The 15,922-nt window shown below is 47.2% G+C and carries 9 protein-coding genes and 1 tRNA gene; 8 read left to right on the top strand and 2 right to left on the bottom strand.

Annotation, left to right across the window (positions count from 1 at the left end; all coding sequences use genetic code 11):
* Positions 1-19 precede the first annotated feature (19 nt).
* Positions 20-2,461: an endonuclease MutS2 gene (locus ABK01_RS04185; RefSeq protein WP_253676345.1), complete on the bottom strand. Its 2,442-nt coding sequence runs from the start codon at positions 2,459-2,461 to the stop codon at positions 20-22.
* A gap of 285 nt (positions 2,462-2,746) precedes the next feature.
* Between ABK01_RS04185 and ABK01_RS04180 the strand changes: the two genes are divergently transcribed.
* From ABK01_RS04180 to csrA, 8 genes are all read left to right on the top strand, one after another.
* Positions 2,747-3,607 carry a flagellin N-terminal helical domain-containing protein gene (locus ABK01_RS04180; RefSeq protein WP_253676344.1) on the top strand — a complete coding sequence of 287 codons (861 nt, stop codon included), beginning with the start codon at positions 2,747-2,749 and terminating at the stop codon, positions 3,605-3,607.
* 80 nt (positions 3,608-3,687) lie between these two features.
* Positions 3,688-5,325, top strand: a complete 1,638-nt coding sequence (locus ABK01_RS04175) for a hypothetical protein (protein WP_253676343.1) — start codon at positions 3,688-3,690, stop codon at positions 5,323-5,325.
* A gap of 371 nt (positions 5,326-5,696) precedes the next feature.
* Positions 5,697-5,769 (top strand) — tRNA-Asn (locus ABK01_RS04170).
* Between the two features lie 192 nt (positions 5,770-5,961).
* Positions 5,962-6,456, top strand: a complete 495-nt coding sequence (locus tag ABK01_RS04165) for a hypothetical protein (protein WP_253676342.1) — start codon at positions 5,962-5,964, stop codon at positions 6,454-6,456.
* 31 nt (positions 6,457-6,487) lie between these two features.
* Positions 6,488-8,365 carry a flagellar hook-associated protein FlgK gene (gene flgK / locus ABK01_RS04160; RefSeq protein ID WP_253676341.1) on the top strand — a complete coding sequence of 626 codons (1,878 nt, stop codon included), beginning with the start codon at positions 6,488-6,490 and terminating at the stop codon, positions 8,363-8,365.
* 161 nt (positions 8,366-8,526) lie between these two features.
* On the top strand, positions 8,527-9,771 hold the full coding sequence (locus ABK01_RS04155) for a flagellar hook-associated protein 3 (RefSeq protein WP_253676340.1): 1,245 nt from the start codon (positions 8,527-8,529) through the stop codon (positions 9,769-9,771).
* Positions 9,772-9,837: 66 nt separating this feature from the next.
* On the top strand, positions 9,838-10,284 hold the full coding sequence (fliW, locus tag ABK01_RS04150; protein WP_253676339.1) for a flagellar assembly protein FliW: 447 nt from the start codon (positions 9,838-9,840) through the stop codon (positions 10,282-10,284).
* On the top strand, positions 10,278-10,499 hold the full coding sequence (gene csrA, locus ABK01_RS04145) for a carbon storage regulator CsrA (protein ID WP_006188992.1): 222 nt from the start codon (positions 10,278-10,280) through the stop codon (positions 10,497-10,499). The genes fliW and csrA overlap by 7 nt, the downstream gene beginning before the upstream one ends.
* Positions 10,500-10,642: 143 nt before the next feature.
* On the opposite strand, the gene ABK01_RS04140 is transcribed toward csrA, so the two are convergent.
* Entirely contained in the window at positions 10,643-15,649 is a 5,007-nt protein-coding gene (locus ABK01_RS04140; protein WP_253676338.1) for a BNR repeat-containing protein, read from the bottom strand.
* Positions 15,650-15,922 lie beyond the last annotated feature (273 nt).

Genomic DNA, 15,922 nt, shown 5'->3' with positions numbered 1-15,922 from the left:
TATACATCCTGTCCTACCGTTACCGTAGGCGCACGATAGTTTTGCCGGTACCGCCGTGTTCGGGACGAGCAAAGAAAAATTCTGCGATGTACGGAGCGGCAGCAAGTTTTTCGTGTACCATCGTCTGCAGTACGCCCTTTCCTTTTCCGTGTACAATCGAAAATTCCCGCATATTATGCATCAAAGCAAGATCGAGCTGATTTTGTAAGTGTTTTTCAGCTTCGTCAAGTCTCATTCCCAGTAGGCGCAGTTCAAGCTCAGGACGACTTTCCTTATGCAGCTCCGCCTCTACCACAACCTGCGGTGTGCGTAATGGTGCGATGCCGGACAAGTTGAGCGGTTCAAGTTTATCGGCGGGGAATGTCATCTTAACGGTATCGACTGCCACCAGCCAGTTCTTTTTTTCCTTTCGGATAATGACGCCGCGTCGGTGCAGGTGAGGAATAAACACTTCCATGCCTTCGGTCAGTATTTCGCTTACCGGAGCGCCGGTTGCAGACATACCGTTTGCGGGTTTGCCGTCTCCTTGTTCCTGCTCCCGATTCCGAAGCGCCTGCTGTAGAGCGGAAAGTTCCTCCTGTTCATTGCGGATATCCGTTTGCTCTTCTGCAAGCATTTGTCCGAAATCGGCAAAGAACTGCTTGAGCTTACTTGTTTTTTCGTGCGTCAGCTCCCCTTCTTGAATTTCCCGCACGAGGTTTTCTATTTCGTTGCGCTTTTGCTCGAATAAATCGTTCAAGCGTTTATATCCCTGCGAGCGGAGAACTTGCTCCTTTTGGCGGAGCTTGAGCGCGTTTAAATCGAAGCGCCGCTGCTTTTCTCTCAAGGCTTTTTCCGTCTCGTCTTTTTCCCGTTCAAAGACCGCAAGCTGCTCATGCTTTTCCATCAGCCCTTTGATGAGGGCGGCGGCATCGGCGGAACTGTCCGCCATATAAGCTCGTGCGGCGCGGATAACGTCAGGACTTAATCCGTTTTTTTCCGCAATATCGACGGCGCGGCTTTCACCGGGTATACCCATCAGTATCCGGTATGAAGGGCGCAGCGTCGCTTCGTCAAAGGATACGGAGGCATTCACGCAGCCGCTTTTCCGGTACGCATAGTTTTTTAGCACACCGTGATGGCTTGTTACAAAGACGCACGAGCGGCGGACAAATAGCTCATCCAAAATCGCCATAGCAAGTGCGCCGCCCTCTTGAGGATCGGTACCGCTGCCAAGTTCATCGAGGAGGATAAGGCTTTCCTCATCCGCCGCTTCCAAGAGCTCCCCAACAGTGCGCATATAGGCGGAAAAGGTGGAAAGCGAGCGGTCGAGCGATTGCTCATCTCCGATAGCGCAGCCGACGTAGCGGAACACCGGCAGCCGCGTTTCTTCTCCGGCAAGTACCGGCCAGCCTGTTTGGTTTAATAGAACAAAGAGAGCGGCGGTCTTTAAACTGACGGTTTTGCCGCCGGTGTTCGGGCCGGTGATAATCAGTATCCGTTCTTCCGGTGCCAGTTTAAGGTCGATGGGAACCGCCGCCGTACCGAGAAGCGGGTGCCGCGCCGCCTGTAAATAAAAGTATTGAGCGCTCCCCGTGTCGGGTACAAAGATACCGTTTTCCGTATATGCCCAGCGAGCGGCGGCCGTAGCGCAATCGATATCTAACACAAGCGAGTATGCCCGCTCAAGCGCCTCCGCTTCCGCCGCGACCTTTGTACTGAGGCTCACCAACAGGCGGTGCAGCTCCTGCTCATACTCAGCCTGCGCCCGCATCAATTCGTTATTGCGCAGTACGATGCTTTCAGGTTCAAGGTAAAAACTTTGCCCCGACTGGGAGTATTCGTGGATAATGCCCTTAATCCGCCCCTTAAAGTTGGAACGCACGGCGATAACCTGTCTGCCGTTCCGAAGTACGGGCGCAGGCGTTTGCAGCATTCCCTTGGTAGACTCGTCGGTGCAGTAACTCCGCATTGTTTTTTCAATATCAGCTTCGATACGCTGCATCTTTTTTCGGATGGCCGTCAGCGAGGGGATGTCCCGCAGCGCTCCGTTTTTATCTATAAACGAAAACACCGCCTGCTCGGTTTGCGGAAGCGGCGGTATCGATTCGATGAGTGTACATGCGGCGCTGTCCGTCCGTTTTTGCTTTATAGCCCAAGTCTTCAATTCATCGACTTGCAGCGCCAAAAGCCCCGCCGCGTAGAGTTCCTCTATAGTAAGGCAGACGCCTGCGGTATGGAGCTGTTTTAATACGGAATTGAGCGGCGGGAGATTTTTAATCGGGAGCGGTTCATCAGCTTGTAAAAACGAGAGAATATCCCGCCCCAGCTCCTTTGCTGCGGCAATCTCCCCCGCATCCTGCAAGGGGCGTTTTTGTAGGCAGCGTTCTCGCGCCTCTTCCGACTTGCAATATCCTGCGATAATCTCCGTGATGCGGAAAAACTCTAAAACTTCTAATGTATGCGGTGTCATTACGCTCATAAATCTATCAGTTTTTACTATTTATCGATAGAGGCTTCCGATATGCCGATTTACAAATAATATCCCGACAACCCTCATATTTTTTCTTTTTTCTTCTTAAGTGTTTTGCGATAACTCCGATATATGTAATAAGCACAGTGAAAAGGTTGTGCGCCCTTCATTGTGTTACGTTCTTCTGTGTCGGATAGCAGAGGATCTGGAAAATAATTATTGACATATCGGCAGGGATGCCGTGACGGACGCCGCAAGGTAAAACTCGTCAAAAATCGCCGAAGGAGTAGCAATATGATCATTAATCACAACATGAGCGCTATGTTTGCACAGAGAACTCTTGGCCAGACCAACGTGTACACTCAAAAAAACATAGAAAAACTTTCATCCGGTTTACGCATCAATCGTGCAGGGGATGATGCTTCCGGCTTAGCAGTTTCCGAAAAAATGCGAAGCCAAATCCGTGGCTTAAATAGAGCAAGTGCCAACGCTCAAGACGGCATTTCCTTTATTCAAGTTGCCGAAGCCTTCTTGCAGGAAACAACTGATGTTATGCAGCGCATCCGTGAATTAAGTGTTCAGTCTTCGAACGGTATTTACAGCGCCGAAGACCGCTTGTACATCCAGGTTGAAGTATCTCAGCTTGTTGCTGAAGTTGACCGGATCGCAAGTCACGCACAGTTCAACGGTATGAATATGCTTACCGGTCGTTTCGCTCGTGAAACAGGGGAAAACACCGTTACCGCCTCTATGTGGTTCCATATCGGTGCTAACATGGATCAGCGCGTACGTGCGTATGTCGGTACAATGACCGCAAAAGCGCTCGGTGTTCGCGACATTGGTGACGAATCGATTCTTACAATCGATACGCCTGAAACAGCAAACCGTGCAATCGGTACCCTTGATGAAGCCATCAAGAAGATCAACAAACAGCGGGCTGATCTTGGTGCATACCAGAACAGACTTGAGATGAGTGTTGTCGGTATCAACGTTGCAGCGGAAAATCTCCAAGCCTCGGAATCACGCATACGTGATGTCGACATGGCTAAGGAGATGGTAGAATTCACCAGAAACCAGATCCTGACGCAGTCCGGTACGGCAATGCTTGCACAAGCTAACCAGCAGACACAAAGCGTAATGTCGCTGTTGCGCTAAGCATTAGAGAGTGACGGAAAAGGTTGCCTCCTACTAGGAAGCAACCTTTTTTTTTATTATAATCGCTTCCGTTATACATTATGCGACAACTTACCGAACTGGATATTTATATATTAAAGCAAGAATTCCCTCAGCTCAGTCTTACCGAAGACCCTGACATTGAACGCTATTTTGAATTTCGTTCTTTGAATAGACAAGCGGAAGCATTGCGGCTCTATAATACAAAATTGATACATCGATATCCCGATAATAAAATGCGGGTACAGTTGATGACCTATTACCGAAAGCACGATTATCGATTCCATATTTTGCTTACCGATTCACTTGTTCAGCTTGCGGATCGGACTGTTGTTCAAGTCAAAAAAGTTATTATTTTCTTTGCAAACACTATTGCTCCGTTAAAACGTGCAGAGGTCTATACGATTATTAAAGTATGCGAAAAAGTCATTAATGCTATTTCGCCGAATCGATTTGCTGCTATTAGTTTTACCGAAAGATATACACGGTATGCCGAAAAGCTTAAATACCATGCTGCCGATATGCGGCAAGCTGCCGATATCATCCGCATGTATATTACCGATACGATTTCTTCTGTGCGGGAATATCGTGAAGAGCAGGATCGGAAAAACGCTCAAGAGAAAACACGAAGAGCGCTTCAAAAGGCGAAAGCTTCCGTCGTCGATTTTTCAAAAATTGTTTTTACAAAAGAACAAATTGCCGCAATCACCATACCTTCATCCATAATCCGTATCGAAGATAAAGTACTCGCCTATACTATGAAGTATTGGAATCGTTATGCCGACGGCGCCTTTGAAAATATACTGCTTTTGTACAGCAGGAAATACGGCACTAATCATTATGCGATTTTTCATGCGGTAAAAGTAGGCAGAGTGCGTAATTGGAAAGATGAGGAACTGCTCCATGCGGTGCTCGCGAATGTAGCACAGGGATACTATTACAGCATCTCCGGTGATTTATACTTACAACGAGCTTGGAAGCAGTTAAAGCTTAATCTGGAACCTTCGTCTCCGCCTTCGCAAGCTAAAGGATTGTCCGTACCGGCTGTAAAAAAAGCAAAAGCGGCAAAACGGTCAAAAAAACAGACTGAAAAAACAGCGGTTCAAAAAACGAACAAAGCGGAAAAGGAAACTGCTTCCACAGGTAAGAAAAAAGAGACGAAAAAAAATGTTCAGGTTAATTCCGTTTCTGTGTCCGGAGCTGCGATGCCGTCTGCAAAAAAAGCAGTGCAAAAAAACACAGTAGCAGCATCCGAATCAAGAAAGAGTAGGAAACCGGTTGCAGCAGCTTCAATACTAGAATCCGGAAAAATCGCTCAGGAACAAGCAGTCGGTGAAAAAGCATCGAGTTCCGTTCAAATATATCCCATTAATGAGCCTAAAGGTCTACCGGTGTCTATCGCCGAAACGGTGAAAAAAGTAACAGGCAAAAGCTACGGCATCTACCGTGATCTCTTCTTTAAAGAAGTCCGTTCGGCAATTCGCACAATTCTTCAGCATTCGGCAGTACAAAAATTATCGTTCTTCGGCAGCGAACAAAACAATGCTGAAAATATCATTTATCGATTTCTAGAAACCAATTACGACAATCCCTATCAGCAATGGCAGGGCAGCAAAGAACAAGCCGATGTGTTCACACAGGGCTTCCGCATCGAAAGCCTCGAACCGATTATCCGCCTTTGGGCTAAAGAAAACCTCTGATACGCAGGACAATCGCATTAGACGCTTTTGCAATATATCCGCAAACTTGTTACGGCTTAGAGCCATCACCATTCGTGGCGGTTTTGCAGAATCAATATTTTTTTAGAAATAGTCTTTCCGTTAGCCTTTTAAAAATAGGTGAGGCAGATACGAGGCCTGAACAAAAATTACCCGCAGGCGTGCTTCTGCACGTTGAGGATTAATTTTTGTGAAATAACGAAGTAGCTGCCCACATATTTTTAAAAGGAAAGGTTGAACAGCCCATATATTAAACCTGTTCGGAAACTTCCGTTTCTGAACAGGTTTTATCCGAAATGCTTGACATTTTTTTCTATTTTCGGTATAAAGTTGTCCATAGTTATTTATCACTTTCCCCTGTAGCTCAGTAGGCAGAGCAAGTGGCTGTTAACCACTGGGTCCGTGGTTCGAACCCGCGCGGGGGAGTTTTTCAAAGCTCAAACAGTGTGGTTGTTTGAGCTTTTTTTATTTTAGAAACAGAACAAACGCATCAGATGAATAGAAGCAATATCGCAGTCTCTGTATTCTGCGGGAAATGCACCAAGAAGTCTGATGCGTTTCCCGATTTTCCTCAAGGTTTTCCTGTAAATTCCGACACTGTAGCAGAAGGGGTATCAGATGGACAAAATATCGGCTGCAGAGAAAATCGAACAAATCTTGCATCAGCAAATTACCGTGATGAAAGAAGTATATGCATATCAAAAAGAGCTTTCCGACTCCGTGCGGAACCGTTCATGGGAAGGCATTGAACGCTGCGTACTGAAAAGTACGGAGGCTTCCAATGAGTTTTTACGGCTCGATAAGCAGTGTTTTTTGCTTCTCAATCAGCTTGATCCGTATAACGAAGAGGTACGTGATTTTTACGGCTACATTGCATTGCTGCCTACGGAAAATCAAAAAAAGCTCCGCTATTTATACCGCAGTCTGCAGCAGCAAGTGCAGCTTTCAAAAACGGCAAACGATACGCTTGACGCTTATGTGACGCACGTACAGACGCTGGTACAGGATATGATGGATGCTGCAGAAATCGGTACAAGAACGTCATTTTATACCCGCACCGGTGCGCCGAGCCAATCGAATTACAGCAGTTTGGTTATCGATACGGTATTTTAACGGATAGTATTCAAGGAGGAAGGTGATAAAAATGTCTACATTTGCTTCGATTGAATTAGGAAAACGCAGTTTATTTGCACACCAGCAGTCTATTCAAACTGCCGGTCATAACATATCGAACTCATCCACGGAAGGATACACCCGCCAGCGTGTTCAGCTCGATTCTTACGAGCCGCTGTACCGTCCCGATCTTTCACGGGCGGAAACTCCCGGACAAATCGGACAGGGTGTTGCTGTCAGCTCCATTACCCGCCTGCGCGACGAGCTGTTGGATCAGCGGATTGTCGCACAAACCGATCAGCAGGGGTACTGGGAAACACGCGATTCCTACATCTATATGCTTGAACAGCTGTATAACGAACCGGAGGATACTTCGGTGCGAACGCGGCTCGATCAATTTTGGGATTCGTGGCAGGAGTTGTCGGTCTATCCCGAATCAGCGGCGGCGCGCAGTGCGGTTGCTACCCGCGCAAAAACGCTGACCGATGCCGTGCACCACCAATATCGGGGCTTGCAGGGCATCCGCGATATGATCAACGGAGACATTGAAGCGCGGGTTAAACAGGTAAACTCCTTTACTCGGCAAATTGCGGCGCTCAATGAAGAAATCGTAAAAGTCAAAGCGATGGGCGACAATCCTAATGACCTGATGGATAAGCGCGACGTATTAACCGAAAAACTTGCCGACCTTATCTCCATCTCCGTAGAAAAGCGCGATGCCGACGAATCCTACATCATTTATTCGGACGGTATGGAATTGGTACAGGGGCGGACGTTCCGTACCTTCGGTCTTAAAAGCGGTGCCGGAAACGAAGGATATGCCAACGTCGTATGGGAAGATTCCGGTAATCTTGCACACTTCGGCGGCGGTAGACTGGCTGCCCTTATCGAACTGCGCGACGGAGATGTCCGCGACGAAATCAATAAACTCGATACGATGGCGATGAACTTTGTCGACCTTGTTAACGACATTCACCGCAATGCAATGGGCTTAAACGGAAAAACCGGTATCGATTTTTTCAAAGAACAATATTTTATTAACAATACGGTCGGTAATTTTGACCGGAACGGCGACGGTGAATACGATTCTTCATATATCTTCCGTTTGACCGGCGCATATAGTCTTGATCCGCGCGAACAAATCGGATTGGAAGGGACGATCACCCTTTCCGCAGGAACGGGAACGGTTCAAGTACCCTACGCTTCCACCGATATGGTCGCCGACCTTGTAGACCGCATCAACCGTTCCGGCGCAGAAGTCGTCGCGTATCTTGATCAAAATAACAAACTCGTGCTCAAGGGAACGGCGGCGCAGGATACCGAAAATCCCGACTTTGTTATCAGACACGTCGAAGATTCGGGGCGCTTTTTAGCGGGATACGCCGGTGTACTGACCGGAAGCGGTGCGGAAAACGCTTATGACTGGCAGCAGCCCGATGCGGTGAATGTACTGTCGCAGGAAGGCGCCCAGTATGCGGTTTCCCCCATTGCGCACCCCTCCGGCTGGATGGAAATCAATCCGGTTGTCGTAAGCGATTTACAAAATATCGCCGCCGGTTACCCCAGTCCTGAAGGTGTCCCCTACCCCGGAGACAACCGCGCCGCCGTCGCTATCGCAAAGATACGGAATACGCCGGTTATGGTCGGCAACACCCGCACCTTCGACGAATTCTTCGCCGAGGCTGTTACCGATATGGGCTTAAAGGGTGAACAGGCCGAGCTTGCGTTGAATACGCAAACCGCTATCGGTAAGGAACTCCGCGATATGCGTGACTCGATTTCCGGCGTTAACATCGACGAAGAATTGGCGGATATTATTAAATTTCAGCACGGCTACAATGCGACAGCTCGTTTTGTCGCTACCGTCAACGAGATGCTCGACACCGTGATTAACCGCCTTGGAGTCTAGGCAACGGTAAATGTATCAGGGGTAAACTAATCGAAGCCGCAGAATAAAAGCGGCAGGAAAACCATTTGAATCGTGAAGCGATTCAACTCTGGTTGGACGGCCGCTTTTATTCTGCGGGCTATATCACAAAGCCCTTGATACATTTACCGAAAGGAGTAGGTATGCAACGGATTAGTTCAAATATGCAGCATTCGGACAGCAGCTATTCGGTGCGGAGACAGGAAAGCAGGCTGCACAAGGTAAACAGTCAGCTCAGCACTCAACGGCGCATTCAGCAGCTCCGCGACGACCCTATCGCGGCCGGACATTCGGTACGCTATAAATCGTTTCTCGCGCGGCTGGATCGCTTTGAAAAAAATGCTAAGACGCTCAACGACCAATATAAAGTTGCCGAGGCGCCGATGCAGAGTGCGCTCAATATTATGCAGCGGCTCCGGGAACTTTCCGTCGCGGGAGCGACCGGCACTTATACAGCTTCCGATCTTAAAAAGATGGCGCCCGAAGTAGATGAGCTGTTATACGAGCTTGTCCAAACGGCGAACAGCTTTAGCGCAGACGGCACTCGTCTCTTTGCCGGCACGAAAAGTTTTACCGAACCTTTTGAGATTGTGATGGGCGACATCGACGGCGCCGGTTCCGCCGTTATTACCAATGTACGGTACAACGGTTCCATCGACACCAAACAGGTGGAAAGCGATGAGCTTTCGTTTATGGATGCGAATCAAGCGGGGAACCGTATCTTTTGGGCGGAACGACAAACACTCTTTTCCGCAACCGACGCACGGAACTTTGTTGTACAGCAAGACAGCGCCATCGAGGTTGACGGAGTAACTATCCCGCTCATCGCGGGCGATAACGTTTATGCGATTATGTCCAAGATCAACAGTTCAGGCGCAGCGGTTAAGGCTTCGCTCGACCCTGTTACCAACGGTATGAATATCGAAACAACCGATGCACGGCAGCTTTGGTTGCGTGATACCGGAGAGGGAACCGTGCTGTCATCGCTGGGGCTTGTTAAGCCGCAGCAGCGGCCGCCGTACAACCTTGCCGATTCGGTGCGCGTATCGGGAGGTTCGCTTTTTGATGCGGTCATCGCGATGCGCAATGCGATGTATGCAGGAGACCATGAATCGCTCGGCGGTAAAGTGCTCGGCAGTGTGGACGGCGCTATCGACAACCTCGCCGCGCGGCTTGCGGAAAACGGTTCCCGCTATGAACGCGCGGAAGCGGCGCTCGCACGCTTGAATACACAGATACCCAACGTAACGGGAGCGGAATCCCGCGAAGCCGATTTGGATTTGACACAAGCTATTTCCGATCTTAAAATGTATCAGTATACTCATCAAGCATCGTTAAGCACGGTTGGCAATTTGTATAAAAATACACTACTTAATTATTTAAGATAACAGACCTGTTCGATAACTGCGTGTTCGAACAGGTTTAACGATGACGTAAGGAAAGGGAGTTTTAGTATGGAAATAAAAACGAAGGCGCTGGGTACGGTTACGATTGAAGAAGATCAAATCATCACCCTGTCCGAAGGTTTTTACGGATTTAAAAAATATCACCGCTTTGCATTGCTCGATGCAAAGCAAAAACCGTTTATATGGATTCAGTCGCTTGACGATGCAGAGCTTGCCTTTATCGCCATCGATCCCTTTATCTTCCGACCCGACTATGAACTGGATATCGATGACAGTTTGCTTGAGCCGCTCGGCATTGAATCGCCTTCCGATGTACTGGTATTTGCATTGGTTACCGTTCCGTCGGATGGGTCGGCAATTACGGCAAATCTGCAAGGCCCGCTCATCATCAATAAAAAGAATAAAAAGGCAATGCAGCTGGTCATCGGCGGAGAAAAATGGAAAACCAAGCATGATATTGTCGCTGAAATGAAACGCGGAGGTGAACCATGCTAATCCTTTCCCGAAAGACAAACCAAAAAATCCGCGTCGGCGATTCAATTGAAATTACCGTAATTGAAGTACGGGGCGATCAGGTAAAAATCGGCGTTGAAGCCCCCCGCTCCGTCAAAGTATTCCGCGAAGAAATTTACGACGAAATTCAGCGTGAAAATAAAGCGGCGCTCGCCACCGGCAATATCGATTCGCTTGCTCAGCTGGGGTTAAAGTAACCAAGAGAAATTCTGATTTGCTTTGATGATTTAACCATTGTCGACGATTATATATTCCGCACTGCTGCATACCTACACGATTAAAAAAGCTCCCCCGCCGGATACCCCGACGGGGGATTAAAGATTTTACCTTACAAAAGCGCCTACTTTCCTACATAGAATGCCGCGCGGTAATCCGAATCGGTTTTAAACCCTACCGCAACAGGCATCTTTTCCGTAGTATTGTAATGCTTTGCCTGCGTTTCAATACAGATACGGTTGTTTGCCGCCCGTTGATCAAGAGGCGCGGTCATTGTTTCCCAGCCAGCTACATCCGTTCCCGTATTGCTAAAGTCCATAGCGGTTTTATAGGCAATGCGGATAGCATCGTAGGAGTTGGGGCGGGACATGTACGTGATATAGGGCGTTGTACCGTCCATGGTCATATCTATAAACATACCGGAATCATCCAATACTTCCGAAGCGTCAAACGCATACTTTGTTTGACCGTCATTGGACGTATTCGTGGATTTTACATACACCAGTTGCCCTCTGGTATTTTGGAACGCGATATGTAAATGCCCGTCACTGTCGACACATGCATTGATGTAGTCGCTTGCATTCTTACCATTCTTGTCCGAAGAATCGAGAACCTTTTGAATCGTCCAATCTCCTGATGACGTAGGCTGTTTTGATTTACTCCTTGCAAGGCGTAAGCTTCTCGTAGCGGCATCTATGTACGCTACAACAGGATATCCGTCCTTAGTTACCGCAACGGCGATAGATTCCCACACCGCATTTGAAACGGAGAGTCCATCTTCAAAGTTGTTTGGATCGTTTAGTATATACGGAGTCTTATAATTTGAGCCGTTGGGACTCACAAATGTAAATATATTATTGGGCGGATCAGGTGGTACAGCTGTATTGACCAAGTGATCCGGAACTTTACATTCTCTATCTGTTATGTCGGTATTGCCGTCTATGACACACCATGGGAGTGCATGAGCTATTGTATTCGGTTTTTTACTGTCATCTACCCAAGCGAATTTTACAGCTGAGGTTAATCTGTCATAATAGACAACATAGATATTATCGCCGGAACGCACTGTCCGTATGTTTTTAAACTGCTGCAATTCATTATCGTAGGTATATAGTTCAAATCGATACACATTAGTATGCCTAGTTCCAACGAATGCATCCTTATCATAGAGGTATATACCGCCTGCATACTCAGGAGTGGTATCATTCCACGGGTATTTTTTTTCACCCGAGAGGTCTCCATTGCCCCAGTTCTTAGCACCTCCACCTTGATAATTTGCAGCATAGAGTACATTTACTTCCGTTTCGTTTACAGTTATATCGGTTTCTTCCGGCGGATCGTATCCTGTAAACAAACTTTTTGTACCGTCTCCATCTGCGGCTACGGCAACAGCGTCATTTCCCGTAAATGTATTTGAATAATACACTGCCTCAGTTGAATAATTGCTAAACGACGCATAGAGTGTACCGTCACTATTTTTAGTCATTGCAGGATAGATGGCATTTTTGCTGCCCTTAAACGTATCCTGCGCATTTACACGCCAGATATGCACCAATCTATCGTCGGAATATTCCTTAGCTCCATATATATCGGCTTCTTCCGTATTGCTTTCGGTATACGCATTTGTATTATTCACCGCAGCAACCCCGTTTACCACAAGATGCAGGTATCCGTCTTTCGCCGTATCCGGCACTTTAAAGGTAAAAGACGAACCGTTCAAAGCAAGATTCTCCATTGCAACTGGAGAAGAACCGGTTCCGTCTTTATTTGCGGTTATCTTTAAAGAGGTACTGCTTCCAGCAGCAAAGTTAAAGCCGGTAAGCGTATTACCTTCTTCCCCGCGGAGTAAGGGTACGGCACCGCTTCGCGCTCTGTTTGTATTGTACGTACTGTTTCTGCTGACACTCGTAATATAGGGCACAACATCCACCTTCTTGCTCTCAGACTTGGTATTTGCTTGAGCCGTATCTTTTACCGTTACGGTAATGATTTTATCGGTTCCGACGACGCCTGTTATCTTTGAACTGTCCCAATCAAGCTTCCATTTGACGGTATGCCCCTTTTCAACACTGAACTCATTCAATATAACAGTGAACTTCCAGCCGTGTGTATCAAAATCACCGGACTCTACCGTAAAATTACCGGTTGAAGCGCTATACGTTGCAAGCTTTGTATCGGTTCCGCTTCCGGCATCGGCTATACCGGTAAACGTAAAGTCTTCGATTTTTGCCCAAATTTGAGTGATAACCTGATCGTCATACGCAGTACCCGTGATGCTTATTTTGCCGGAAACTTTATCATCCTTGTCCATAATGCCCGTTCCCCCGGCGGTAAACGCACTTGGTAACTTGCTCCCTATTTCAATGTGGCCGTTAGCTCTGCTGTTGTTATACAAGCTGTTGTTAGTTTCGGAATCCCACTTAAACGGGTCTATCTCGTTTGTGGGCGCAATTCTGTCTGTAGTATCGACAATAACATCCAGTGCCAGTTCTGCCATCCACGTATCGGTACCGCAGGTTAACCCCTGTGCAGAATCCCATACGGTAAGCAGAAGCTTACGCTTTTTGGGGTCGCTTGTGGCAAGGTCATCACTTTGACCTATTTTAGTAAAATCAGCCGCATCCAGCGTAATAACGCCATCTGAAGGTAATGCAGTTAGATTCCGAATGTCAGTACCGTTTGTTACGCATTTCAGCGTATACTTTTTATCTCCGCTTCCGCCGACAGTTCCAATGTTAATGTGCGACGTATTGTTTTTAAACCTAAATGTACCGCCGTCAGCTTTACCGTGCCAATCGTATTTTTCACTGTCGATACCGTCAGGATTTGCTGCGTTATATGTCAGCCCCAACGTTTTGGTTTCAACCACCGTAGAGCCGACATCCGCGATAGCGCCGTTCCGGTTCATATCCGTTCCCAATGCTACAGCACTTATCTTCAAAGGCTCCTTTTTAAGTTTTATGGGTACTTCAATCGGAGCAGCGGCATTATTTGCACGGTCAATCGGCGTAATGACGATTTTCCCCGTACCATCTACAAAACTGCTGACATCGAGTTCACCTTTCCATGTGACAAAGTTGACATCGCCGTTACCGACATCCGTTCGCACGCCGCTCGGAAACTCTAACGTAACTTCGCTTGCCGGAACTCCATTATAGCTTACTTTGACCTTTTCAACCCCAGCGCCTACATCATACGCAGCGCCGGATACCCACACTTTACCGCTACTGTCAGGCCTCAAATATTCAATGGGGCTGTAAATAAGATATCCCTTTGTAGGATTCGCCGGAGCAGACGCAAGCGTAACCTTCCCCGTACTCTGATCAAATGCGGTAATTGCAATATCTTCCCCTGAGGTAAAAACCTTCATCGAAGCATTGATATTGCTTCTCCCTATTAACCCAGTGTCGGTAAACGAAGCTCCGCTCACCTGTACAATACCCGATGAATACATTTTTGTACCAAACACCGCGGTTGGAACGCTGTTATCATACTTAAAGGAGAATGAAGTTGAAGCCGTTAACCCCTCTATATCTCCTTCTTTTTGTTTTTTAGCCTTTATCGTAACATTAATCGTAAATCCGTTATTATTTGCAGGGTTCCCCGTCGTCTTTAACGGTATCCGCATCTTGTAGTTATGACCGTCTGCTTCAAAACACTGCTGATTATGCAGCTGATAGCCGGTTATCTCACTGTCTCCCGTTAAAGAAACAGACGTACCGAGATAGCTCCCGCTTATATCTATCCTTTCTATACCGGCATCATGCGATAACTCTGCACATAAATACAGTCCATCTCCCTTGATCCACATATTTGAAACATAGTCTTGGTTTTCGGGGTCAATCTGCCCGGAAGGAATAGCCGTACCGATCTTACTTTCGCTTGCAACCTTCATATCGGTAATAGCCGGAGCCTCCTTATCAACGGTAACTTTAATCGGCTCTGTCCATTGTCCGACTCTCCCCTTCTCATTTTTGCCGCACAATCTAAACCAAATAATCCGCTGCCGTTCGCTTGCTGCTTCAAATTCCTTACTTCCGTTTATTTCTACCGACCAATACGAACTTCCCGCCGTATAGCTTAATGGTTTCCCATCGGCAGGGCACCACTCGCTTTCGCCAAACAGAGCGCTCCGGCTAAAATCCGGTTCATTGGGGTTTTCAGGTTTGGTGTTATCGGTAATTTGAATCAGTACAGCATTGACCACTCCCGCTGCCGGATTAGGTACCTTCACGGTTCCCCATATACGGATCCTTCCGCCTAATACTTTATCCGCTTCAGGCGACAATACCTTTACTTCCGGAATATCTCCGTTCGGGTCTACTCTGATTATTTGACTGATAATACCGGCATTGCCTGCTTTATCTTCAACTAAAAAGAACAGCGGTATATCATATAGTTCTACTCCCGCTGCGAGCCCGTCAACTTGTTTACCGATCCTTTCAGCTTTTGTTTTCTGCGTGATATTATCCCCATCGGTAAAAGGGATAGCCCATGTATCTCCCGATATCTCAAGCTCTTTCCACTCGAGCGAGGTTTCTGCGGGCTTTACCGTTATATCACTGCTATCTTGTTTACCCACGATATATTTTATGCTTTTGACGCCGCTCGGTATATCGATAATCGAACCGCGCATCGTAAAATCACCACTTTGACTTTTCGATAAATCAGGACTCAGTATTTCTACTTCGGGTGCTCTATTGTCTATTTTATAATTCTTGGTAAATGTGCTTGTCTTTCCGCCTGTGTCGGTAACCGTAACCGTTACTTCATATTCACCGTCGGGAAGAGCGCATCTATTTCCTTTCACTTCATTGTCTATATGGGTACTCCACAACACCGATACGCTGCCCTTACTAAAGTCATTGGCCTCATACGTTTGGCTCGTTTCTTTCGTTTTGATATTTTCAAACACAACCGAAACCGATTCGACTCCATCGTCATCGCTCGCCTTTCCCCTTAAAACAAATGAACCACGTATCGCACCTACCCCATCAGGAGCGGTAATCTCTCCATTTGGCGGAAGAATATCTATCTGACCGCCTAAACCGATACTGTTCTTACAGGTAAAACCTGCAATGGCAGCAAGCACAATCAGTGCAAAAGATACTATACGATTCTTCTTTTTCATAAGCTTTTTCTCCGCTTTATTTAGTAAGCACCCTTAACACATGAACCCGTGCTGTTAAAAGCGCACTTCTATTACTGCTGCATATACGCCGCAGCAGTAATTTTTCATCGTCTTGCTTTCCCGTTTCAGCGGTAGCGGCATGATCGGCACAACTTTCTGCTATCCCGCTTCTCATATCGGCAGAAATAGCTCAGCATTTTAATGTTGCTAATGATAGACTTTTTATACGATTACTTTTGCAGATGACTTTTAGAGAACGGCTCTATGCCGCAT

It is taken from the genome of Treponema sp. OMZ 305, from assembly GCF_024181325.1.
GTDB lineage: Bacteria > Spirochaetota > Spirochaetia > Treponematales > Treponemataceae > Treponema.
Note: the sequence above shows the minus strand (reverse complement) of the source record. Positions and strands in the feature narration are given on the sequence as shown.

Excerpts from the sequence above, each read along its gene's own strand:
- ABK01_RS04185 (WP_253676345.1), bottom strand. The coding sequence starts at position 2,461 with ATGAGCGTAATGACACCGCATACATTAGAAGTTTTAGAGTTTTTCCGC.
- ABK01_RS04180 (WP_253676344.1), top strand. The coding sequence starts at position 2,747 with ATGATCATTAATCACAACATGAGCGCTATGTTTGCACAGAGAACTCTT.
- ABK01_RS04175 (WP_253676343.1), top strand. The coding sequence starts at position 3,688 with ATGCGACAACTTACCGAACTGGATATTTATATATTAAAGCAAGAATTC.
- ABK01_RS04165 (WP_253676342.1), top strand. The coding sequence starts at position 5,962 with ATGGACAAAATATCGGCTGCAGAGAAAATCGAACAAATCTTGCATCAG.
- flgK (WP_253676341.1), top strand. The coding sequence starts at position 6,488 with ATGTCTACATTTGCTTCGATTGAATTAGGAAAACGCAGTTTATTTGCA.
- ABK01_RS04155 (WP_253676340.1), top strand. The coding sequence starts at position 8,527 with ATGCAACGGATTAGTTCAAATATGCAGCATTCGGACAGCAGCTATTCG.
- fliW (WP_253676339.1), top strand. The coding sequence starts at position 9,838 with ATGGAAATAAAAACGAAGGCGCTGGGTACGGTTACGATTGAAGAAGAT.
- csrA (WP_006188992.1), top strand. The coding sequence starts at position 10,278 with ATGCTAATCCTTTCCCGAAAGACAAACCAAAAAATCCGCGTCGGCGAT.
- ABK01_RS04140 (WP_253676338.1), bottom strand. The coding sequence starts at position 15,649 with ATGAAAAAGAAGAATCGTATAGTATCTTTTGCACTGATTGTGCTTGCT.